The organism is Cypionkella sp. PAMC25878 (genome assembly GCF_058135695.1).
The window spans coordinates 4,273,187-4,294,704 of sequence record NZ_CM176871.1; the positions used below are offsets into that span (position 1 = coordinate 4,273,187).

Sequence of the window (21,518 nt, forward strand, 5' to 3'; positions counted from 1 at the left end):
AAACTGCGCGTAAGGCGCAGTCAAGCTTTAGTTTTTATGCAGAACGGCGTTTGCGTTTTGTCGCAGCAAGGCCGCAAAGCCCGGCCACTAACATCCAGCCTGCCGCAGGCAGCGGCACTGGTGCGACGCCGCCCCCAGTGCAGCCGACATTCGCGGTAACACAAGACTTCAGAACGTAACTTCCCTGAAGGGACGCCAAATTGTCAGTTCCTTGTTTCGTCCAGAACTCGCTGAAAATATCCGAGCCAACCTTGAATCCATCAAGTGTGAAGACATACTCGTCATCACCAATCAAAAAACTGCTCGTCGAGGCCATATTAGCGACCGCCGTTCCGCGTTTCGCTCCGCCCTCACCCTAACTAAGTCGCTGTTCCCCGTGGCGAAAGCACTCGGAAGGGAAGTCCAAAAGTTCCGCGTCGGTGGAAATTTCTATCGCGCTCCGATGCGGTTTCAGCGCTCGCGGGCCGACTGGTGCCGGGGGGTGGGCCGGGCTTGGCCCCACTATGGCAGAACTGTGCTTATGCTAACCGGTTACGCTACGACGGACGCAGCGGCGCAAACAACAATAGCTTTCCATTTGAGCGAGAGCCGACATGTGACAGTGTCGAAGAAACACTGCGGGGATGCACATGAAGCTTAAGGCGATCATTCTTGCCACCACTGTAACGGCTATTGACCTCCAACTTGGCAGCCGCCAACGCTTATTTATGCGTCGAGGACATTTCAACGGGCTTGAAGTGGGCCGAAGGCAAATGGGAACCCGCAGCCTATTCAGTCCAGCAATATGTGATCCGGGACTACACAGAAGACGATCCTATAGCGTTGGGCTGCTATCAAAGTCTGAAACTGCTCGGGGGTAGCAGCATGAAGCGGTTCGTCGATTACAATTTTCAGTCAGATCGTTGCTATTCGAGGCAGCAACTTGGTAAGGGCCAAGGCGTGCCGATGCCGTGCCAAGAGGTTTGGACTGGTAAGGACTTCGCGTCGTCGGATGCTTTGGGGGGTAATCCCCCCATTTTTAACGGGGTGCATCCGTAGAACTTACGCGGCCATTTTCAGTTTCTGGGCGGGTGTGATGCCGCCGATGCCCATGTTCGGGCGGTCGTTGTTGTATGTCCATAGCCATTGTGTGGCGTGATCCTGTGCCTCCTCGATGGTTTCGATGATGTATTGGTCGAGCCATTCATGCCGGACGGTGCGGTTGTATCGCTCGATGTAGGCGTTCTGCTGCGGCTGGCCGGGTTGGATGTGCTGGATCGTGATGCCCTGTCTCTCAGCCCAGATCAGCAGCTTGCCACTGATGTATTCCGGGCCGTTGTCGACCCTTATGGTGCCGGGTTTGCCGCGCCATTCGATGATCCGGTCCAGGCTCCGGATGACCCTTTCGGCGGGTAGCGAGAAGTCAACCTCGATACCCAGCCCCTCGCGGTTGAAGTCATCCAGCACGTTCAGCAGCCGAAACGCACGGCCATCACCGAGGCGATCTGCCATGAAGTCCATGGACCAGGTCATGTTGGGTGCCTCGGGCACAGCAAGCACATCAGGTTTGTCCCGCTTCAGCCGCTTGCGGGGCTTGATCCGCAGGTTCAGTTCCAAGGCGCAATAGATCCGATAGACGCGTTTGTGGTTCCACGGATGGCCCTTCACGTTGCGCAGATGCAGAAAGCACAGCCCAAAGCCCCAGGTCTTGCGGGCGTCGGTCAGACCCACCAGAAGGTCGGCGATCTCTTCGTTCTCGGCTTTTAACTTCGGGCCATAGCGATAGCAGGTCTCGCTGACCCCGAAGGCCCGGCAGGCCAGCGCAATGCTGACCTTGTGTCGCGCCACCGCTTTCTCGGCCATCTCGCGGCGTTGAGATGGCCGCGTCATTTTTTTCCGAGAGCCTCTTTCAGCAGGTCGGCTTGCATGCTCAGGTCCGCATACATCCGCTTCAGCCGGCGGTTCTCGTCCTCGATGGCCTTCATCTGGCTGATCAGCGACGCATCCATGCCGCCATACTTCGCCCGCCACTTGTAGAACGACGCATTGCTCATGCCATGCTCGCGGCACAGCTCTGCCACCGGCACACCGCCTTCGGCCTGACGCAGGATCGCAAGAATCTGCGCCTCAGTGTATCTGCTTGTCTTCATTCAGAATCTCCTCGTTCATCTTGGCGAGAAAATTCTACTTATGCAGCCCCTTACTTTCGGGGGGGATTACCCCGCAGGATCGAACGCGACGGCCCGGTCATGCACCTGATCGCCGAGCATGTGGAAGATATCTCAACCTTGCTCACCACCCTCGGTCGCCCGGTGATGATCCCATCAAACGACGGCCGCGCGGACGAGACCAAACGACCCGTCGGTGGCAGCGTGCGCTCAACCGCGCGCCACCCAAGAGAACAGGCGAAGAAGCTGTTTCCTAGCCGGGATTTTCATTGATCGTGCCACGTTGGCTGGGATGGCGATCAGATACATGTGCATCGATTAAAATTAGCGTAGCGGGCGCAGATGTCCGCACGCCATACTGAGAATTTAGCGTCCTCACGTAAGCAATCAGCTGCATACGTGAAGAGGATTTCAGGTTACTCTAGTATAATTCCTGTTTAAGGGCCGCGGGATTGTAACGGCTGGGTAACCGCACTACTCGGACTCTTCTCTGAACTCCCTAGGTCTGGCGCGATTGCGTAACCGCTCCTTTATTTCTGCAAGCGCAATTTCCCAAAAATCTAGGGCGATTCTAAATCGATCCATCGGGTTTTCACTTGTAGGATCTAACCACCAGTCGGCCTCGGCGATCAGGCGTTCCTCGTCGTCAAGATAGATTTTTGCGAACCGTATATCTTTGTTGAATTCATTTATAAAGTCCGACCAAACACCATTTCCGCCATCGAGACCAATAGAGCAACGAAACTGCATGCTTGCATCATAGGACTGAACATAGAACATCAGCCCCGAGGCTGCCGACCCAACCGCCTCCTCATCGATTATCTCCGCTCTGTATCCAAGGTCGCGCAGCAAGTTACTAATAATGGTGGCGGTTTTGGATTCTGACATCTTCATACCTGTCTTGCATGCGAGGGGGCTCAAATCACGTTCCAGCGCGGAACCGCTGATTAACATATCTGGCCACTTTCTCATTTATACCACTGGTGGGCATGGCGAGTGCGTCTTGGAGTGCTGCAAACGTGTTCGACTCCATGCCTGGTGGAGGCTCGGCCTTAGTAAGGTAGAACTCTTTAGTCGACAGTTCCCAATCGGAACTTGAAACGCAATTGTCTTTTGCCACTACAAAGACCGGCATCAAGCTAGAATCTTGCGACCCGGAATGACTTCTGCTCACGGGAGCATTGGCGGTTGCGTATACAACCCTCGAAAAGGTATTAGCTTGCACCTCGGCTAGACGGTGCAGCACATAGCGCCCACTTCGGCGGCTGATGATCTTACGGTCCGCGCGCAACTGGCTAAGCGCGCGAGAGACAGTCTCGACGCTGTGTTTGGTTTCTTGAGCAATTTCGTTTGTAGACCAAGCACGCCTATTTCCACGCGAAAGTAGCTGCAATATACGTCCCTTGACGTCACTAGCCATTTCCTGAGGCAGTGGAGCCTGCTCTGCGGCAATCCCGGCGGTTTCCGCATCGGCCAGTATCCGTGCCGCCATTCCAACTGCGCCCTTGGCGAGTTGAACACGCTTGGAAAGCCTCAATCGATCAAAACTGTCCGACAAAGCATCTCGGGCACCAGCGATCTCTTGCTCACTGCTGCCTTTACCGATCATTTCAACCAACCGTCGCATAACAGCAACTCGCGCGCGATCTGCTTCGTCCCAGTGTTCTGCTGCGATTGCCGAATCTAAGCGCGCTTTGTAAGCACTAATTGCCCATTCTCTGGCCACATGCGTCTCCAAATTTCCTTACACTTCACATCGTTAGTCAGTTGACATCAATTGATCAATATATTCTTTACGGGGAGCTTAACGTCCGATGCTGAAAGATCCAAGCGCCCTTCGCGTTGTGAGCGTCCTAGAGGAGTGTTTTGCAGAGATCGCACGCCATGAGCAAGACATGCACGGACGACGGCGCGCCCATCCGGCTACACTCCCTTCAGTTAGCGATGAGATGGCCACGAGTAAGCATCTTGACGACGCGAGCGTCGATGGCCTGTTGGGCGAGCTCGAGGCGGACCACTTAAGGCTCGACGCGGAAATAGAAAAAATCGCAGTTCTTGACGACATTTTCGTTAGCGCACATACCATGTCAGCAGAGAAGCTGATTGAAGAGCTCGACAAAATTACAGAAAATCTATCGGGTGACCCAACTGGGGGTGTTGCTACGCAAGGCATCGCGCAGCTCATTGTCCGCGCGCAAATCCTCGATGCCTGGTTGGAGCCAACGACCAATTTGCACATGTCGATGAATACAGCTCAAGAGGAAATTCGCGACGCCTTCGATCTCGACGGTTATTTGATGCTTGATGGTGGAGCCATACTTCTGCCTCGCAAACGGCTATCTTGGCGAGCTGACGAGGACAGCACCGATTACCTCGGCATGTTCGCCCGACACTTGCGTGTTGTGACATATATCCCCTCGCGCCTAGATTGCGACGATCCAGACGTGCTGACGCGCGAAGGAAAACCGATTTCAGCAGGATACCAACTGTGGACCAGCTCAGTATTACAGGCAAGGCCGATTCCACCTGACCCAAAAATCGCTGTCGCGCCTCTTGCTGAACGCGGAAGTGATGTCACCTTCGTAGCAAGCAAATGTCGCAGCAAATACGCCATTAAACTAAATTATGATGATGCGCGCTTCGCAGAAGCACTCTTCCGAGCACTTGAGAACGAAGTGCACATTCTACTTTTGCCAGAAATGGCTCTGCCCGAAGGAAATCCCGAAGATTTTGATGTCCGAATGCGCGAGCTGTTTCTTCAAGTCCAGGCAGACTACTACGCACGAACTGGGCAAGTCGGCCAGCTAAGAATCGTTGTGGCTGGCGTCATCGGGCGCACCCCGTCCAGCGGTTACCATCACAACTATGCAGCAGTTTTCGACTATAATGGCGACCAGCCCGCCCAGTTTCGACAATTCAAGCTCTCGCACTGGAATCTATCGAGCCTTGAGCAGGATCGTTTCGGAATAACATATTACCGACCCTCCAGCGAAGCACTCTCAGATCCCATTCATGAAAACTCACTACCGGCAGAGCGCCTCTCAGTGCTTGAGATTCCTGGTGTCGGGCGAACAGCGATCCTGATCTGTGCTGACATGTCGCGGGACAATCCTGGCGACTGGCTCAGCATTAATGCTGTGCTCGATTGGCTATATGCGCCGATCATGGATAAGTCGGTCTGCTGGCAGATATCCGATCAAACTGCGACCGCGCGACCTTGGATTGTGCAGAGAACTTATCGTTCGGCTCGGCTAGCGCGCACTCTAGTTATAACAACGAACAGCATGGCGTTAAGCCGCTGGGTAAACGAGGCAAACCAGCGCTCCAAAAGTGCGTGGCCGCCCTACACCGAAGTCGGGATCGGTCTTGCGATCGACGGGCGCCGCACCCCCCCCTGTCACAGTCACATAGCGGTCGCCATCGATGGCACCGGTGTTCTCGAATCTTTTTCGCAACCTGTAGACGAATGGAAGCCATTTCCGTCACCGCAATAGTTGTTCTGTTGGACCCAGAGATGCCGCTTCTAACTGATATGTCGGCATTTACCACTGCGTGCTCGGTAACTAGTCGAAAATCCATGTTTCGTTCTGACCGCCACGCCAGCTTCATGCGTTTCAGGTGACAGAACCCACTTTGTTAAATATACAGCAAAATCTTTGTCGTAATTGCAACACGGGGCCAGTGGGACCGGCCCCGCTAAGCCCAAATTACGCCGCCTTGAAAGCCATCACCCTCTCGGTGTTCAGCGTGTAGAGCCGAGGCCGACCAAGGATCGCCCGCGGTGCCTTGCGGGTGTTTCGTCCTTCTTCGCCGGGCATGAGCATCTGCATATCGAGCAACGCTTTGGCCGCCACGTTCGAACTTGCACCGGGGAAAAGTTTTGACCAAGTCATCGCGGGCAAATATGCACGCGTTGCGTCGCGCCAACCTTCCGGCTCGTCACCTTGAGTAAGCGGACCTTTCAAGTCGGGCAGCCCGTTCAGATTAGCAGTGAGGAAGTCTTGTAACGGCTTCACGAAGCTTTCCACAGCTTCACGCTTGGCACCATAGCGCCGATCATACCAGTCATTAAACGCCTGTTCGGCTGCATTTTCGGCTTCACCATCACTCCACCCGGTCAAGCCGAACTTCGTCGCAATGGCACCAGCCGCCCCGATTACTGCGAAACGCTTCGCAACTCGCGCGATAGGTCCATCAGGTGCACTCGGCAGCTTCGCGAGCCAGCTATTTGCATGCCCACGGATCAGCAGTTCAAGGATGTCATGCTTGGCCACGGTTTCGTTTGCAATCAGCGCCTTGACGAATTCGATGCCAACCGCGCCGTGGTGGAGGCGCACCACCTGCTGGATAGCTTCCGCAAAGCTCGCACCACTGACCGCTCCGTGCAGATTGTCAAATACACCATAGGCGCGGCTGTCAGCTTCAACGTCGATCAAGCGCACCTCGTGTCCCGTTTTCGTGTCCAGCCGGGCTTCTTTCAGCTTTTCCTCGACGCTGATCTCACCGGAGGAGATCAGTGCCAACCGCCACCGCACTTGATCAGACAAGGTCGCATCCTTGGTCATCCTGGCTTTGCCAACCCCGTTTGCCAGCATGTAGATCGCGCCGTGGAGATCACGCGGATTGATCTCGGCAATCTCGTCCAGCGGCAACAGCATATCGTTGAGCGATGCCGCCATAGCCTCCAAGCCGTTTGAAGTTGCGCGCCACTGGGTGATGAGGCGTCGATCACCCCAAACCGACGCCGCGAGGTTGAGGAGCGTCGTCTTGCCTGAAGATGATGCGCCGCGGAAGTGCAGGCCACCGCCAGTCAGGCCCAACGGGGCCAGCAGCGGGCCGGAGAACGCCAGCGATACCGCAAGGATCATAAGAGGATTGCCTCGACACATCATGCCGACGTCTTTCTTCCAAGCTTCATTACTACCAACGCTGACAAGTCCGGCCCCGATCCCGATCTGCGGTGCAAGCGGCAAGACATCATCCGTTCCGATCAGCGTCGAACCCAAGACGAATGACTTATGATTATCGTCAACCCAGCCCATGCGGTTGACAGTCCGCAACCGCTGATCAGGCTTCCAAGCTCTCAACAGGTTGAGAAGGCGTTCTTTCATATTCTTGCCCACCGCAAGTTCAAGCCCGCGGTCGAGCATCGTGGCAATCACATCGGTCGAACGGCGCATGAGATCAGCATTCGTAACCGGAATCTCATGCCAACGACCGTCCGCCGACTTCACGCTGATAAGACGCCCCCAGCCTTTGCCGCCTTGATCAGAGAACATTGAACCGCCCCGGGTTTGCCGGAGACCAATTAGTCCGTATTACGCGACCATATCGAGTGTGTTCAGATTTGCATAGAAGGCCTCCTCTGCCTCAGCCGGTGGTATATTTCCGATGGGTTCAAGCAGGCGGCGGTTGTTGAACCAATCGACCCATTTGAGGGTTTCCAGTTCGACCTCGTCCATGGTTTTCCATGAACTACGCCGCCGGATGACCTCGGTTTTGTAGAGGCCGTTTATGGTTTCGGCCAAAGCATTGTCATAGGCGTCGCCGACGCTGCCAACGGATGGTTCGATGCCCGCTTTTCCCAAACGCTCGGTGTATCGGATCGAGACGTATTGGCTTCCCCTGTCGCTGTGGTGGATCAGCCCGCCCCGATGAGCCGGACGGCGGGCATAAAGTGCTTGCTCAAGTGCATCAAGAACGAAGTCGGTCTTGGCAGACCGCGACGCCTTCCAGCCAACAATGCGGTTGGCGAAGGTGTCGATCACGAAGGCGACGTAAACAAATCCCTGCCATGTCGAGACATAGGTGAAGTCGCTGACCCATAGCATATTTGGTGCTAGCGCTCGGAACACGCGGTTCACCTTGTCACGCGGGCATGGAACTGACGTGTCTGGGATCGTTGTTTTCATAGCCTTTCCGCGAACAACGCCCCGCAATCCCATGCTGGTCATAAGGCGTGCCACGGTGCAACGCGCGGCACCTTCACCTTCACGGCACAACTGTCGCCAGGTTTTGCGAACCCCATAGACCTGCCAGTTATCATTCCAGACTTTCGTTATTTTGGGTCGCAAGACCAAATCCCTCTGCTTTCGTGCGGAAGCTTTGGCCGGATCGGCACGCACAGCGAGACAGGCATAGTAAGTAGATGGGGCAATCGGCAGCACCCTGCAGATCGACTCGACCCCATGCACCACGCGATGATCATCAATAAAGCCGATCATGGCTTGAACGGGCGGTCGAGTTCCGCCTGAGCAAAATAAGCAGACGCCTTGCGCAGGATCTCGTTTGCCTGCCGAAGCTGGCGCACCTCACGTTCAAGTTCCTTGATCCGGTCACGCTCAGCACTGGTGGCACCATCGCGTGCCCCACTGTCACGTTCTGCCTGCCGAACCCAGACCCTCAAGGTCTCCGGGATACAGCCGATTTTGGGCGCAATCGCAGACACTGCCGCAGATTGCGTTTCATAGGAGCCTTGATGCTCCAGCACCATGCGAACGGCCCGTGCCCGCATCTCAGGTGAATAGCGATTTGATGTCTTACTCTTTTCCATAGCCCTCATCCTTAGTCAGGTTGAAGGTCTCCGGCAAACCCGGGTAATCCCCCCATTTTTAACGGGGTGCATCCGTAGAACTTACGCGGCCATTTTCAGTTTCTGGGCGGGTGTGATGCCGCCGATGCCCATGTTCGGGCGGTCGTTGTTGTATGTCCATAGCCATTGTGTGGCGTGATCCTGTGCCTCCTCGATGGTTTCGATGATGTATTGGTCGAGCCATTCATGCCGGACGGTGCGGTTGTATCGCTCGATGTAGGCGTTCTGCTGCGGCTGGCCGGGTTGGATGTGCTGGATCGTGATGCCCTGTCTCTCAGCCCAGATCAGCAGCTTGCCACTGATGTATTCCGGGCCGTTGTCGACCCTTATGGTGCCGGGTTTGCCGCGCCATTCGATGATCCGGTCCAGGCTCCGGATGACCCTTTCGGCGGGTAGCGAGAAGTCAACCTCGATACCCAGCCCCTCGCGGTTGAAGTCATCCAGCACGTTCAGCAGCCGAAACGCACGGCCATCACCGAGGCGATCTGCCATGAAGTCCATGGACCAGGTCATGTTGGGTGCCTCGGGCACAGCAAGCACATCAGGTTTGTCCCGCTTCAGCCGCTTGCGGGGCTTGATCCGCAGGTTCAGTTCCAAGGCGCAATAGATCCGATAGACGCGTTTGTGGTTCCACGGATGGCCCTTCACGTTGCGCAGATGCAGAAAGCACAGCCCAAAGCCCCAGGTCTTGCGGGCGTCGGTCAGACCCACCAGAAGGTCGGCGATCTCTTCGTTCTCGGCTTTTAACTTCGGGCCATAGCGATAGCAGATCTCGCTGACCCCGAAGGCCCGGCGGGCCAGCGCAATGCTGACCTTGTGTCGCGCCACCGCTTTCTCGGCCATCTCGCGGCGTTGAGATGGCCGCGTCATTTTTTTCCGAGAGCCTCTTTCAGCAGGTCGGCTTGCATGCTCAGGTCCGCATACATCCGCTTCAGCCGGCGGTTCTCGTCCTCGATGGCCTTCATCTGGCTGATCAGCGACGCATCCATGCCGCCATACTTCGCCCGCCACTTGTAGAACGACGCATTGCTCATGCCATGCTCGCGGCACAGCTCTGCCACCGGCACACCGCCTTCGGCCTGACGCAGGATCGCAAGAATCTGCGCCTCAGTGTATCTGCTTGTCTTCATTCAGAATCTCCTCGTTCATCTTGGCGAGAAAATTCTACTTATGCAGCCCCTTACTTTCGGGGGGGATTACCCCCGGGGCGGTTCAATAGTCTGTTTTTACTGCGCACGGACGGTCAAACACCCGCACCCCTCGTCAAATAGACTCTCTGTGAGTCTGCAGGTATGTCCGGCCCATTGTCAGTAAGAGATCACCACCTGGCGACGTGGTTCAGTTTGTTCTCCCCTCGAAGCGATCCGCAGAAATGCCAATCTCGATGATGCCGTTCAAGACGGCAACACGAACCTGAAACCAGACGACCTGACGTTTGAAGTCCCGTGCCATGAGGTGCTGCCCGAGAGTTCTCCCGACGCGGCTTCGACGGCAGAACCCCGATCGAATTTGCACTCAATGGGTATCACGCAACTTTTGTCGAACGACGTCTCCAATTGCACTCGCCCTCACTTGCGTGCATGCAGGTCATGAAGAACTTGCCACTTCCAAGGGCGCTCTCAGTGCACAAGGATTTGACATGTATAGAAAGTTTCACTTTTTCTCCCCCAGGTTCATCGCCCTCTCGATCTTGATTGCCCTGCCATCTCCTGCACAAGCAGATAGTCCTTGGATGAGAACCGAACAGACCGATCCGATGACGGACGAGACGCAAGTTTTTTACTCGACAATATCGCATGTTCCGTTGAAGTGCAGTATCGGGAGTGCGCGGGCAATGCTGTATCTAACTTGCAGTGATAAAGCCGTTGCTGTGCTCAATACTGAGGGTTGTGTATTCGAAGAGGCGAACGTCTTCTCGTATCGCATCGACAAACGCGAACGCAGTTTTGTTTCCGCTGATGCTTTTTCCTCAGGTCAAGCTGTTCAACTGACCGATTTCCCAAATGACGACCAACCCACAAGACTCATCGAGGAAATTCTCACTGGCGACGAGTTGTTGATCCGAATCAGACCATTCGCTGCGCAGGAAGAAATCGTAGACTTCGAGATCAGCGGCCTCAAAAGTATCGTGACGGACGACTTCAAAGCCTGTTTTCCGGGTGCTTTTGCGGATGCCAAAAAGCAGGAGCAGGACGTGAAGAAACCGACTAACGATGGTACCTTCGAGAGTGTTGGCACATTAGGGCCAAGAGCAGAGAACAGTTTGGAAAGACAGATACTGGAGGAATTGAGCTGCGGGCGGTTGCCAAACCCCTCACCAATCTTCGAGATGCTACGCCAAGCGGGCAAAGTTTCGTTTGATGAGAACGAGGGTGCAGACAGCGCCACCTGTTTCCGAATTCGAGGCGGCTTGCCGATGGGCGGCGTGACGTTCACATCTGTCTGCGGCTTCGAAGAGGACGACAAGATACGTGCGCAGTATCCCGGTCTCTATCATCGCGGGCCGGGCACTTCACCAGGCCAATTCATTTCATTTGGCACTGCGGAAGAAGAACCGACAGTCAAAGACTGGTATAAGGCTAATCTGGACCCGTCCAAAATTGATAAAGCTATAAGTGATCGCTTTTTGCAGCTTGGCGCTTCGACCGAAGTTGGGTGCACCAGTTGGATGTTCCCACCACCGAACTGACTTACTCCTCGAACATCCGGGCGTTGGAAACCTTTTAACCCGCGCACTGGTATGGGTTGCTCCCGAACGGGATGGAAGTCCGCGGGGCGATCTAGCATGATGATAGAACTGTGGGCGCCGGGAAATCTTCCGATCCTTCGATCCGCTTGATAGCGAAGACCAGCGTGGTCAGGCCACAACATCGCTACCCCGACCACCCGTCACACTGCCAGACTCAATGGGGCGACTGCTAAGGTGCATCCGTAGTGCCGGTGATGTCGACTGTGCTGCGAAGGTGAGGACGCTGCCCCTGTCCGCCCCGTGCGCGCTGGCTCGAAAATGGTGCCGTCGTGCTCCGCGTTCACGGTTGGACATGGAGTTTGTTAAATACATGAGGCGACGTGCTCTTGCGAATACACGCATGTGGATGACCAAAGCCTGATGCCGCTGCTTAGTAGAAGGCTAAGGTTGCGCACGCATCGCCGCGTCCATCGTCCTCATGTGCTTTGTCGGTCCTGAATACATCAGTCCGGTCGATGGCGTTGTGGCGTATTTCGATTGCTGACGACCATATCACGGTCCATCTCTTCGGGAAAAATGCAATTTCGAAGGTTGTTTTGTCAACTTTGTGACTGGTTTCGCTCGTTCGGATCAACGAAATAACGGATTTTCTATCGCCGAAACTTAACATCGGTTGTGAATTATGGGCATTATATCTTGCATTTACGTCCCGAAATGCGACGTTTTGAACGGTAACTTAACATCCACCGGGTCAAATTTAACATTTTACTTTCCGACTGTTTTTGTCGGAAAGTGATTTTGTCCACGTGATTACGTCAGAAATGTCAAAGCATGGCAGCACGCATACAGCGATGTGAACGAACAACGTGTCGCAAGAATAGATCACATGTTAGCTAAAACTGTGCTATTAGTGCGCTTCAAGCTAACATACGAGCCAGTCACTGCAAAGGCACCATGATTCCGAACTTTGATACAGCCACCGAAATCCGTGAAGCCATCCGTATTCGCGCGCGATCCCGCAGGAACGCGCATGGGCTGACGCAGGCCGAGTTGGCGGCGCGCTCCGGTGTTCCCCTGGGCACCTTGAAACGGTTCGAACATACCGGCGAGGTGTCGTTCACAACGTTACTTGCCCTTGCTGAAGCGCTGGATGCGCTTGACGGGTTTCATAATCTGTTCCCGACGATTGCGGCGCGCACGCTGGAAGATGTCGAGCGCCAGTCGCAATCACTGAAGCAGGCGCGAGCGCGTAGGAAGAGCGCATGATCCGCAGATTGTCCGTCGCGCTTGATTTCGGCGGCCAGGCTCTCGTGCCCGTCGGCCGAATGGGCTGGGACGCAGCTGCCCGTCAGGCCGTTGTTGAATGGGAAAGCACGTTTATCGTCCAGCCGCTGCCGATCAGCCCGCTTCTAGTCAAGACCTACACAGGCCTGCTGCGGCCGCGTGGACGCGCGTTTGGCGACCTGCCGGGTCTGTTCGGTGACAGTTTGCCTGACGGTTGGGGGAGGTTGCTGATCGACAGAGAGCTCGCCGCGCGCGGGCGCTCAGCGGTGGACATCACGGATCTGGACCGGCTTGCGATGGTCGGCCGCGATGGCATGGGTGCGCTGACCTATCAACCCGAAGAGCAGTCCGAACCACAAGACGAAATCAGCCTCGATTGGTTTGACCGGCTGGTGCCAGAGGTAGGTGGCGCTGCCACGGCAGACGACCTGGAACGACTCCGTATGATGGCGGGCGGCTCTCAAGGTGCACGGCCGAAGTTCGTCGCGCAAATCTCGGTCGATAATGCGCATCTGCGAAGCCACCGGCTGCCGTGGGAGCCAGGTTGGAGGCACGTATTGGTCAAGCGACGTGCTCAGTCAGATGAGGTGGGTGCGGTCGAGGCCGAAGCCGCCTATGCCACGATGGCCCGCGCCGCCGGGATCGACATGGCCCCCGTGGAAGTGTTGCGCGCGACATCGGGCGAGGCGTTTTTTGTCACGGATCGTTTCGACCGCGATGGCACAGGTCGCCTGCACATGCAAACCGTAGCTGCGCTGCTGGACGTGGATTTCCGCAGTGCCACACTCGACTATGCGGAACTGCTGAAGGTCGTGCGCTTGATGACCCGCGACCAGCGTGCTGTGGAGGAGATGTTTCGGCGCATGATCTTTAACGTCCGTGCGATGAACCGCGATGACCATCTGAAGAACCATGCCTTCCTGATGGATCACACCGGCGCATGGCGGCTGGCACCAGCATACGACCTCAGTTTTAGCCGCGGTCCAGGTGGCGAACATACGTTGCTAGTCGGTGGTGAGGGACGCAGGCCGGGCCCGGCCCAGTTCGAAGCCGTGGCGGCGAAGGCGGGGATCAAGCCGAAGCGAGCGGTGGAGGTAGTTGAGGAAGTAGATGCGGCGGTTTCGGGCTGGATGGGCTTCGCGAACAACGCAGACGTTCCTACAAAGCTGAGCGCCGACATCGGCAATCTCCATGGTGTCGCCAGAGGGTGGTGACAATGCACTGGTTTGCAAAGGATAGCCGCGTCGCTGAAGGTGAGCTGCGAATGCTGTGCGTCGGAAATAGTAATTTCAACTATTTTGGTGCATCCATCCCAAAACAGCGTGGGCGGTGACGATGTCTTTGATGCGCAGCTTCACCTCTCTCTGCCCAGTAAGTTCCGCCGTCACAAATATCTGAACTAGCTCTTCCGGTTCTATCGTCAGATCTGACAGGGCCGGTCGACGGAAATACCAAAGCACCCAGGACTGGTTAAGCACTGCCGAATAATACCACCGACTATTGACCTCGAAGCGCAGCTCCCGAGATATGTAGCCATGCGCGCCAGGGCGGACGGTCATGCTGCCTGGCAGCTTGGCGTTAGCGAGCGTCAGATAGATGGATCTGACCGTTTCATCAAAATCGCCATTGAGTTGCGCCTCGAGTTTTTCCGCTTCTACCAGCATGTTCGAAATCCCAACCGCACCGTCCACTGTCAGCTTTGACGTGCGGCAGGCTTATTGCAAGGCGCAAAATCCGCGGTCCTGCACAAGGCTTTCGACTTCACGCGCTGTTAAGGTGGATCGGATAACAGGTGCAAGAACGCAAATGCAGGCAGATGTGTCGCCTGTCGCGAATGCCAACTTGAGCGCCGACGAATTAGATGTGGCCTATCGGGCCGCTCGAAGCGTTCAAGAATGACAAGGGAGTGGAAGGTTGAGGCGCCCCCGACCTGTGGACACCGGCTGCATCCCCATCGTTTTCGCGCGATTTTTCTAGGACTTCGCAGGTCCCGACCTCTCAGCGCAACTCCCACCCGACCGCGCTGCTACGACTCGGTAAGTAAGTCATGTAACCAACAACATGAGCGAGAACATGACCAACCCCTACCAGAACACCGCTACCGCGAAGCTGATCGCTGATCGTGTCCGAGACCTGTCGCACCGCAAGACCCAGGCTGAGATCGCGTCAGAAGCGGGCTTTGCGAATGCGAACATGATGACCTTCCTGAAAAACGGTCGCAACAAGGTGCCGCTGGACCGCGTCCCGTCTCTGGCGAAGGCGCTGGATGTCGACCCTGCTTACCTGATGCGCCTCGCGCTCGACCAGGCTGTCGGCGCGACTGCTGCTAAAGCGATTAACGAGATCTTCGGCACGCCCGCGACCGAGAACGAGCGCGGCTGGCTGAACGAACTGCGCGATGCGTCGGACAACACCGATCCGCGGTTGACGGCTCGGTCGCGCACCGCACTGAGAGGAGTGTTCGGTAAATGAGCGATAGCGATAGCGTGTTCACCCTTCCGACGGCCCCGGCGGGACCATGGGACCAGCTGACCCCGAACGAGCAAGCGTGGGTCGAGTTCATCCGCGTCATCTCATGCGGCAGCGACCCGAAGATCACCCCGACCCGCGTCAGGGCGCTGATGGCGCTTCTCGACGCGGGATGAGGCGTCGGCGAGGAAGATGTCACCCGGTTCCCTCGGCTAGGAAAGGCATCGCAGTGCATCTGGCATTGCGGCGCCACGCTCTAGCGAGGTATCCTTCGGATAGCGTAAATGTAAGAAATCTGGTGCCAGAACCAGGGTCCAATCCGGTGCCAGAATCCTGCGTAACCCATTGATTTTGTTAAGTCATAGCAGAGTTCAATCCTCTCTTGCAGCACCATTTTCCTTGTTTCAGATCAAGAAGATACGCGCCATCAAGGGCTTAGTGTGGCTTCGGTTCTACACCGGAGTCCTACACCGTGGTATTACAAATGGCCCGTCCGCAGAAAAATCCAAAGTCCTGCGTCTACTATTTCCGCCAGAAGCCCCCCTCAGCCCTCGTCGCCATAACAGGCAAGAAAGAGGTGAGTTGGTCGCTGCGGACCAAAAACCCAGAAGAAGCGAAGGTGTGCAACGCTGCGGCAGTTCAGAAGCAGGCGATGATCTGGGCAAGGTACAGCAAACAGCCTGACCCCCTGCCTCAGCAACAAATCGTGGCACTCTCCCGTGTCCTTTACCGCGAGATTATAACTGGGTGGAGTTGGAACCCGGTGAGGCAACCGTCTGGCAAGCGGTGCTGAAACTGCTTGAACGTGTCGCAGCCTCGCCAGATGGTCTGTCGAAATGGTATGGCCTAACTGCTGATAATCTGTTGCTAGGTGTTCAGTCCCGGCATCCGGTGGTTCGGGTTTGGGATGAATCGATCTGGCTCTGATGTCCAGATTTTGCAGATGTATGCGTAGGGCGTGCGGCCGTTCAGCGTCTTGTGCCGTCGGGCGAAGTTGTGGGCGGCCAGGAAGTCGGCAAGGTGCGTGCGCAGCTGATCGTGGCTGTCGTAGTGGAAGCGCTTTACTGTCGCGTCCTTGATCGTGCGGTTCGGTTGGCTGACAGGTGTTTGCCGTCAAACACCGAGAAGCATTCGCTCGACTTGGCCGTTCGTCCATGGGTGGTTGGGTTTCGTCAATCGGGGCTTGATGCCGTTGGCCTCGCAGATCATGTCGAAGCGCATTGGCCGGGAATAGATCGTGTTCCGGTTCCGTGGCTGCTCGGCGAACGGGATGCCCCTCGCCATTGGGCTTGAACCCGTGGCGCTTCCAATGGCTCGATCGGTGAGAATGGTCTGAACCTGATAGGGCACGGCCTCGAGCATGTGTTGCCGGAACTCCCAGGCGGTGCGTCTGTCAGCCGTTGCAACGCGTTGCGCGATGGCGAACTTGGCTGTCCGGTCGATGCCGACGAAGAACGAGAGCTTGCCTTCAGCGGTCTGCATCTCAGCGATGTCCGCTCTTGTGGTTTGCAGGCAAACCACTGCCGGGCAGCGGATGTGGAAGAACCCGCCTCTCGGCGATGCAAGCATCGCCTGTCGGCCAATGGATCGGGTAGCGCTTGAGCTTCTGGCGTTTGGGCTTCTCGCCCTCGACGTCGGGCAGGCGGGAGATGCCATGTCGCTGCAGACACCGGTGCCGCGCCGAACGGGTCAGGTGCGGGATCGGCGGTTGCAATGCATAGAGGCAGTCATCCAACGGCAGCAGCGTATGGCGCCGAAACGCGACAATCATCGCCTCTTCGGCCTTTGTCAGAACGGTGGACCGCGGCTCCGACGGCCCGGTCTTCATATCCTCGACCGTCGCGCGCTTGCGCCACTTCGCCACCGTCTTGGGGTTGATGCCCAGCTCGCGCCTCAACTGCGCGAGCGAAGCTTGTGATCGCTGTATTGCGGCTCTGACGGCGTGCGCCTCTCGGCGAATGCATGCATTCACCTACCGGGCAACGGGATCGTGGTGCTTCCGTGACGAACCTGTCCCATGTTGCTTCCTTCCATGCCTGAGAAAGGATCGCACCATCAAACCGTGGAATCAAACACCTAGGGATGTCCGAAGCAATGGGCGAAAAAAATGGACATTCTCAGGTGCGGCGGTGCTGAGGTCCGGGCTCGCGAAAGCTGCCTATGGCTCGGCTCTACATCTGTCGCTACAGCACTCACAGCCCCAGCGCGCGTTTCCGGGCCTCTGACCAACGCGTGATAAGGTGGTCGGTCATCAGCCCCATGAAGGCCACGGCGAAACCCAGAACCAAGCCTTTGCCCACATCGGTGGAGGACAAGGCGCGCTGCATCTCTTGACCCAAATCTTGCGTGCCGATGAAGGCAGCGATGATTACCATGAACAGCGAAAACATCACCGATTGGTTGGCCCCGACAAGCATGGTTGGCAGCGCCATCGGCAGACGCACATGCCACAGCACTTGGCCGCTCGTCGCCCCGCTCATATCTGCGGCCTCGACCATTTCTGGTGGCACGTTGCGCAAACCTTCGATGGTGTAGCGCACCAGTGGCACGGCAGCAAACACCACCACAGCGGCGACCACCGCCACGTCATTGACACCAAACAGCATGATCACGGGGATCAGGTAGATGAAGCTGGGGAAGGTCTGGGCGGTGTCACACACCAAGAGGATGCGGGCCGCACGCGTGGGATTGCGCGCGCCCCAAATCGCCAAAGGAATGCCCAGAATAGCCGCAATCACCACCGAGATGCAGACCATATACACCGTGATCATCGCGCGGTCCCACCAGCCCGACACGGCGATCAGGCCAAAATACGCCACGCAAATCAGTGCGGATCGCAAGCCCCCGATCGCCCAGCCCAAGGCGGCGAGCAGCAGCAATACGGCGGTGAACGGCAGCCACAGATAGGCATCGCGCATCGGGATCAACACCCAAGTGATCAAAAACCAGCGCAGCCAGAGCGTGACCGGCGTGATCAGCCGGATCACTTGATCCATCAGCGCATCTATCGGCCCCGCCACAGACAGCGCCTGCTTGCGCTCGACTTCGAGAAAATACGGGAAAAAATGCGCCAACCCAAAACCCAAGGCGCAGAGTGCCAGCCAGATCACCAACAGCCGATTGCGTTTGAGCCAAGACGGGCTTGCGGCCTCATGCACGGGGAGGCGCAGCGCCCAAGCCTTGGTCAGCCGATCCAGCGTCACCGCCAGCAACACGATGGTCACGCCGATCTCGACCGACAGACCGATTTTCAGCGATTGCAGCAGCTGCAGCAGTTTCTGCCCCAAGCCCGGCATCCCGATGAAGCTGGCCAACACCACCATCGCCAGACATTGCATGATGACTTGGTTGACGCCGATCAGAATCTCGGACCGCGCGGTGGGGATGCGCGCCCGCGTCAGCAACTGCCAACGGGTGGCGCCTGACATCTTGCCTGCCTCGATCACCTCCTCGGGGACTTTTTTCAGCCCCAGCAGCGTCATGCGGATCATCGGCGGCACCGAGAAGATGATGGTGACAATCGCGCCCGCTTTGGGGCCGACCCCGATGAACACCACGACCGGGATCATATAGGCAAAATGCGGCAAGGATTGCGCGATGCTGAGGATCGGATTCAGCACCCGCTCAAATCGCGGCGACCGCCAAGCCAGCACCCCCAGCACAAGACCGAGTGTTACCGAAAACGGGGCGGCGACAACGATCACCGACAGGGTTTCCATCGCCCACTGCCATTGTCCCATCAACGCGATCCAGACAAAGGTGCCGCCGCTGATCAGCCCCAAGCGCCAGCCTTTCAGCGCATAGCCGGCCATAAAGGCGGTGACGGCAATGACGCTCCACGGGATCGGGCCAAGGTTCGGCCAGCGGCTTTTGCCGTAAAGCAGGTTGGCGGTAACATTCAACAACCATTCCACCACGTCGGAAAATGCCCGCGTCACCGCCATCAGGCCCAGATCGTTTTGCAGGAAAGCGAAAATCGCGTTGATCCAATCGGCAAAGGGCAGCACCAGCCATTCCGGCGGGCGGATCATGCCTTGCGGCAGGATCGCCTTGCACAGCATCAACGCCACGGCCAGCGCAAGCAGCAGTTTTGCGGTGCCAGCAAAGCGCGCAGACCGCCACATCACTGTGCATCCCCGAGCAGCACATCCAGCGCCGTTTGCCGCAAGACCGAGCCGATCACTGCGCCCTGATCGTTGATCACCGGAATCTCGATGCGCGGGTCAGAGATCAGTTGCCGGGCCAGATCGCGGATGGTGCGATGCGCGGCCACGGGTTCGCCTATGGCGGGTGAGGTCAGCGGGGCGACAAGACTGCCGATATGCACCACGCGGGCGCGGTCAATCTCGGAGGTGAATTTCGCCACATATTCGGTGGCCGGATGCAGCACGATCTGGTCGGGGGTGTCGCATTGTTCGACACGGCCATCTTTCATGATCGCGATGCGGTCGGCCAGACGCAGAGCTTCGTCAAAATCATGGGTGATGAAGATGATCGTCTTGTTCATCATCCCTTTCAATCGCAGAAATTCATCCTGCATCTCGCGCCGGATCAAGGGGTCTAGGGCCGAAAACGGCTCGTCCAGAAACCAGATGTCAGGCTCGACTGCCAAGGATCGCGCGATGCCAACGCGCTGCTGTTGGCCACCAGAAAGCTCGCGCGGGAAGTAATCTTCGCGGCCTTTCAGGCCCACCAGCTCCAGCATTTCGCGGGCACGGGCGTAGCGGGTGCTGCGATCCTGTCCGCGCATTTCCAGCGGGAAGGCGACGTTTTCCAGAACGGAGCGATGCGGCAGCAGGCCAAAGCTTTGAAACACCATTCCCATCTTGCGACGGCGCAGGTCGATCAGTTCGGGTTCAGACAGGGTCGCAATGTCGCGGCCCTCGACCGTAACCGATCCGCCGGTAATCTCGATCAACCGCGACAGACAGCGCACCAGCGTGGATTTGCCCGAGCCTGACAGGCCCATCACAACCAGCATTTCCCCGCGCCTGATCTCCAGATTAACGTCACGCACCGCATGGACATAGCCTGCCTGCGACAGACCGGGATCGGCCTTCAGCTGCGCCAGATGCTGCGCCGGGTTTGGCCCGAAAATCTTTGAGACATTGCGGCAGGTGATAACGCTTTCCGACATGCGGGAACCTCGATCTTGGGCAAAGGATCGGCCCACCTAGCAAAGCGCTGGATGGGCCAAGTGACTGCGATTGTTCGGCTTAGTTCAGCCAAGCTTTCCAAACGTCCGGGTTGGCATCCATCCAAGCCTTTGCCGCGTCTTCAGGCTCCATCCCGTCGATATCGACCAGTTTGGCCATCTCGGCGATTTGCGGGTTGGTCAGGCTGACTTTGGTCAGCGTGGCATAAGCCGCAGGCCATTTGTCTTTCATGCCATCCCAAGCGGCGATTTTCAGATAGCCGTTGGCGGGGTTGCCGCAGTCATAGGTCTTGTCGGGGATTGGGCCGACAGACGGATCTTCGTTGCAGCCCGGCACCCATTCGGGGAAGTTCACAAATTCACCCGGCCAGACGGCCTCAGCGAAGTTCGGAGTCCAGTTGAACACCACGATCGGGGTTTTGGTCTTTTCGGCAGCGCCAATCTCGGCCCAGATCGCGGCGGCAGAGCCTGCGTTGACCACGGCGAAATTCATGCTCAGAGCATCGACCTTTTCCTGATCATGCTTCAACCAATCGACCGGGCCGCCCAGAAAACGGCCCTTCTCGCCGGTCTCGGGGGTTTTGAACAAGGCCGCACATTCGTTCAATGCTTTCCAGTCGGGCAGACCGGGGCAGGCTTCTTTGGTCCAGGCCGGATACCACCAATCTTCGCGCGTGATGGCATTGTGGGCACCTGCGGCGTGGATGCCACCCTTGGCGACTGCTGCATCAAAAGACGCACCAAACGCGCCTTCCCAGACTTCAAGCTCTAGCGACGCATCACCCAAACGGATGGATTCGTAAACCGCCTGACTGTCGGTTGTCACATATTCCACGCTGTTGCCCATCGAGGTGAAGACGTCGCCAACGACATGGCTCATCACGATCTGGCTGGACCAATTGTGTACCGGAATCATGATCGGATCGGTCGAATCTGCGGCCCAGACGGCGGGTGCCAGCAAAACCAGTGCCGTTGCTCCGGCAAGCAGTGTTTTCATAGAGTTCATGGTGCATCCCTGTTGGATATCCGCGCCTGCGCGCGGTGTTTCGCGGGAAATTTACGGCCTTCCCTGCGAATCAAAGCTAGGGATGGGTTGTGAATGCGTCAGACCCTTGCGATGAACGGACTCGCACTATTTGTAAAAAATTGTTAACAGCGGGAAACACTCCAGACGGGAGGGCC

General features: G+C 57.0%; 19 protein-coding genes, 2 pseudogenes and 1 other annotated feature. Of the genes and pseudogenes, 8 read left to right on the plus strand and 13 right to left on the minus strand.

From position 1 onward, the window contains the following. Nucleotides 1–34 precede the first annotated feature (34 nt). Nucleotides 35–316 carry a VPLPA-CTERM sorting domain-containing protein gene (locus tag ACS5RD_RS21115; protein ID WP_489929004.1) on the minus strand — a complete coding sequence of 94 codons (282 nt, stop codon included), beginning with the start codon at nucleotides 314–316 and terminating at the stop codon, nucleotides 35–37. A 725-nt stretch (nucleotides 317–1,041) separates the two neighbouring features. Beyond that, a protein-coding gene (locus tag ACS5RD_RS21120) for an IS3 family transposase (protein WP_489928006.1) occupies nucleotides 1,042–2,129 on the minus strand; the annotation gives its coding sequence in 2 pieces (ribosomal slippage) (nucleotides 1,042–1,874 and nucleotides 1,874–2,129; 1,089 coding nt in all). A 99-nt stretch (nucleotides 2,130–2,228) separates the two neighbouring features. On the opposite strand from ACS5RD_RS21120, the gene ACS5RD_RS21125 reads away from it, so the two are divergent. Beyond that, entirely contained in the window at nucleotides 2,229–2,420 is a 192-nt protein-coding gene (locus tag ACS5RD_RS21125; protein WP_489929005.1) for a hypothetical protein, read from the plus strand. 201 nt (nucleotides 2,421–2,621) lie between these two features. Here the strand turns inward: ACS5RD_RS21125 and ACS5RD_RS21130 are convergent, their stop codons facing one another. Both ACS5RD_RS21130 and ACS5RD_RS21135 read right to left on the minus strand, forming a co-directional pair. Further along, a complete protein-coding gene (locus tag ACS5RD_RS21130; RefSeq protein ID WP_489929006.1) occupies nucleotides 2,622–3,101 on the minus strand; it encodes a YbjN domain-containing protein in 480 nt (159 codons plus the stop codon). After that, the gene (locus ACS5RD_RS21135; protein ID WP_489929007.1) at nucleotides 3,070–3,873 is read right to left on the minus strand and encodes a helix-turn-helix domain-containing protein; all 804 of its coding nucleotides are present in this window, start codon (nucleotides 3,871–3,873) and stop codon (nucleotides 3,070–3,072) included. Before ACS5RD_RS21135 ends, ACS5RD_RS21130 begins: the two co-directional genes overlap by 32 nt. Nucleotides 3,874–3,961: 88 nt before the next feature. Between ACS5RD_RS21135 and ACS5RD_RS21140 the strand changes: the two genes are divergently transcribed. Beyond that, nucleotides 3,962–5,641 carry a hypothetical protein gene (locus tag ACS5RD_RS21140; RefSeq protein ID WP_489929008.1) on the plus strand — a complete coding sequence of 560 codons (1,680 nt, stop codon included), beginning with the start codon at nucleotides 3,962–3,964 and terminating at the stop codon, nucleotides 5,639–5,641. 213 nt (nucleotides 5,642–5,854) lie between these two features. On the opposite strand, the gene ACS5RD_RS21145 is transcribed toward ACS5RD_RS21140, so the two are convergent. The 4 genes and pseudogenes from ACS5RD_RS21145 to ACS5RD_RS21160 all read right to left on the minus strand — a co-directional run. Then, entirely contained in the window at nucleotides 5,855–7,426 is a 1,572-nt protein-coding gene (locus tag ACS5RD_RS21145; protein ID WP_489929009.1) for a DUF927 domain-containing protein, read from the minus strand. 39 nt (nucleotides 7,427–7,465) lie between these two features. Then, nucleotides 7,466–8,700, minus strand: a protein-coding gene (locus ACS5RD_RS21150) for an IS3 family transposase (RefSeq protein WP_489928112.1) whose coding sequence is annotated in 2 segments (ribosomal slippage) — nucleotides 7,466–8,406 and nucleotides 8,406–8,700 — 1,236 coding nt in all. Because the reading frame shifts where the segments join, the coding sequence is not laid out codon by codon here. Then, nucleotides 8,297–8,413 (minus strand) — a sequence feature (AL1L pseudoknot). It overlaps the preceding gene by 117 nt. Before the next feature lie 81 nt (nucleotides 8,701–8,781). Then, nucleotides 8,782–9,869 (minus strand): IS3 family transposase gene (locus ACS5RD_RS21155; RefSeq protein ID WP_489929010.1). Its coding sequence is split into 2 segments (ribosomal slippage): nucleotides 8,782–9,614 and nucleotides 9,614–9,869, totalling 1,089 coding nucleotides; the frame shifts between segments, so codons are not numbered across the junction. Nucleotides 9,870–10,077: 208 nt separating this feature from the next. Then, nucleotides 10,078–10,242, minus strand: a pseudogene (locus ACS5RD_RS21160) (IS5/IS1182 family transposase); the annotation flags it as partial. 136 nt (nucleotides 10,243–10,378) lie between these two features. Here ACS5RD_RS21160 and ACS5RD_RS21165 point away from each other — a divergent pair. From ACS5RD_RS21165 to ACS5RD_RS21175, 3 genes are all read left to right on the plus strand, one after another. After that, on the plus strand, nucleotides 10,379–11,428 hold the full coding sequence (locus ACS5RD_RS21165) for a hypothetical protein (protein WP_489929011.1): 1,050 nt from the start codon (nucleotides 10,379–10,381) through the stop codon (nucleotides 11,426–11,428). A 954-nt stretch (nucleotides 11,429–12,382) separates the two neighbouring features. Further along, entirely contained in the window at nucleotides 12,383–12,694 is a 312-nt protein-coding gene (locus tag ACS5RD_RS21170; protein ID WP_489929012.1) for a helix-turn-helix domain-containing protein, read from the plus strand. Beyond that, complete coding sequence (locus ACS5RD_RS21175) at nucleotides 12,691–13,926, plus strand: type II toxin-antitoxin system HipA family toxin (protein WP_489929013.1); 1,236 nt, start codon at nucleotides 12,691–12,693, stop codon at nucleotides 13,924–13,926. The genes ACS5RD_RS21170 and ACS5RD_RS21175 overlap by 4 nt, the downstream gene beginning before the upstream one ends. Before the next feature lie 75 nt (nucleotides 13,927–14,001). On the opposite strand, the gene ACS5RD_RS21180 is transcribed toward ACS5RD_RS21175, so the two are convergent. Beyond that, entirely contained in the window at nucleotides 14,002–14,376 is a 375-nt protein-coding gene (locus ACS5RD_RS21180) for a hypothetical protein (protein WP_489929014.1), read from the minus strand. Nucleotides 14,377–14,785: 409 nt separating this feature from the next. Between ACS5RD_RS21180 and ACS5RD_RS21185 the strand changes: the two genes are divergently transcribed. The 3 genes from ACS5RD_RS21185 to ACS5RD_RS21195 all read left to right on the plus strand — a co-directional run bounded on the left by ACS5RD_RS21185 (nucleotide 14,786) and on the right by ACS5RD_RS21195 (nucleotide 15,974). Continuing rightward, nucleotides 14,786–15,184 carry a helix-turn-helix domain-containing protein gene (locus tag ACS5RD_RS21185; RefSeq protein ID WP_489929015.1) on the plus strand — a complete coding sequence of 133 codons (399 nt, stop codon included), beginning with the start codon at nucleotides 14,786–14,788 and terminating at the stop codon, nucleotides 15,182–15,184. After that, on the plus strand, nucleotides 15,181–15,357 hold the full coding sequence (locus ACS5RD_RS21190) for a hypothetical protein (protein ID WP_489929016.1): 177 nt from the start codon (nucleotides 15,181–15,183) through the stop codon (nucleotides 15,355–15,357). The genes ACS5RD_RS21185 and ACS5RD_RS21190 overlap by 4 nt, the downstream gene beginning before the upstream one ends. 308 nt (nucleotides 15,358–15,665) lie before the next feature. Then, nucleotides 15,666–15,974 carry a DUF6538 domain-containing protein gene (locus tag ACS5RD_RS21195; protein WP_489929017.1) on the plus strand — a complete coding sequence of 103 codons (309 nt, stop codon included), beginning with the start codon at nucleotides 15,666–15,668 and terminating at the stop codon, nucleotides 15,972–15,974. A 74-nt stretch (nucleotides 15,975–16,048) separates the two neighbouring features. Here ACS5RD_RS21195 and ACS5RD_RS21200 read toward each other — a convergent pair. From ACS5RD_RS21200 to ACS5RD_RS21215, 4 genes and pseudogenes are all read right to left on the minus strand, one after another. Beyond that, nucleotides 16,049–17,153 (minus strand): annotated as a pseudogene (locus ACS5RD_RS21200) (integrase core domain-containing protein). Nucleotides 17,154–17,373: 220 nt separating this feature from the next. Continuing rightward, complete coding sequence (locus ACS5RD_RS21205; RefSeq protein WP_489929018.1) at nucleotides 17,374–19,305, minus strand: ABC transporter permease; 1,932 nt, start codon at nucleotides 19,303–19,305, stop codon at nucleotides 17,374–17,376. Then, nucleotides 19,305–20,318 carry a quaternary amine ABC transporter ATP-binding protein gene (locus ACS5RD_RS21210; RefSeq protein ID WP_489929019.1) on the minus strand — a complete coding sequence of 338 codons (1,014 nt, stop codon included), beginning with the start codon at nucleotides 20,316–20,318 and terminating at the stop codon, nucleotides 19,305–19,307. Before ACS5RD_RS21210 ends, ACS5RD_RS21205 begins: the two co-directional genes overlap by 1 nt. Nucleotides 20,319–20,397: 79 nt before the next feature. Next, nucleotides 20,398–21,333: an ABC transporter substrate-binding protein gene (locus ACS5RD_RS21215; RefSeq protein ID WP_156317486.1), complete on the minus strand. Its 936-nt coding sequence runs from the start codon at nucleotides 21,331–21,333 to the stop codon at nucleotides 20,398–20,400. Nucleotides 21,334–21,518 lie beyond the last annotated feature (185 nt).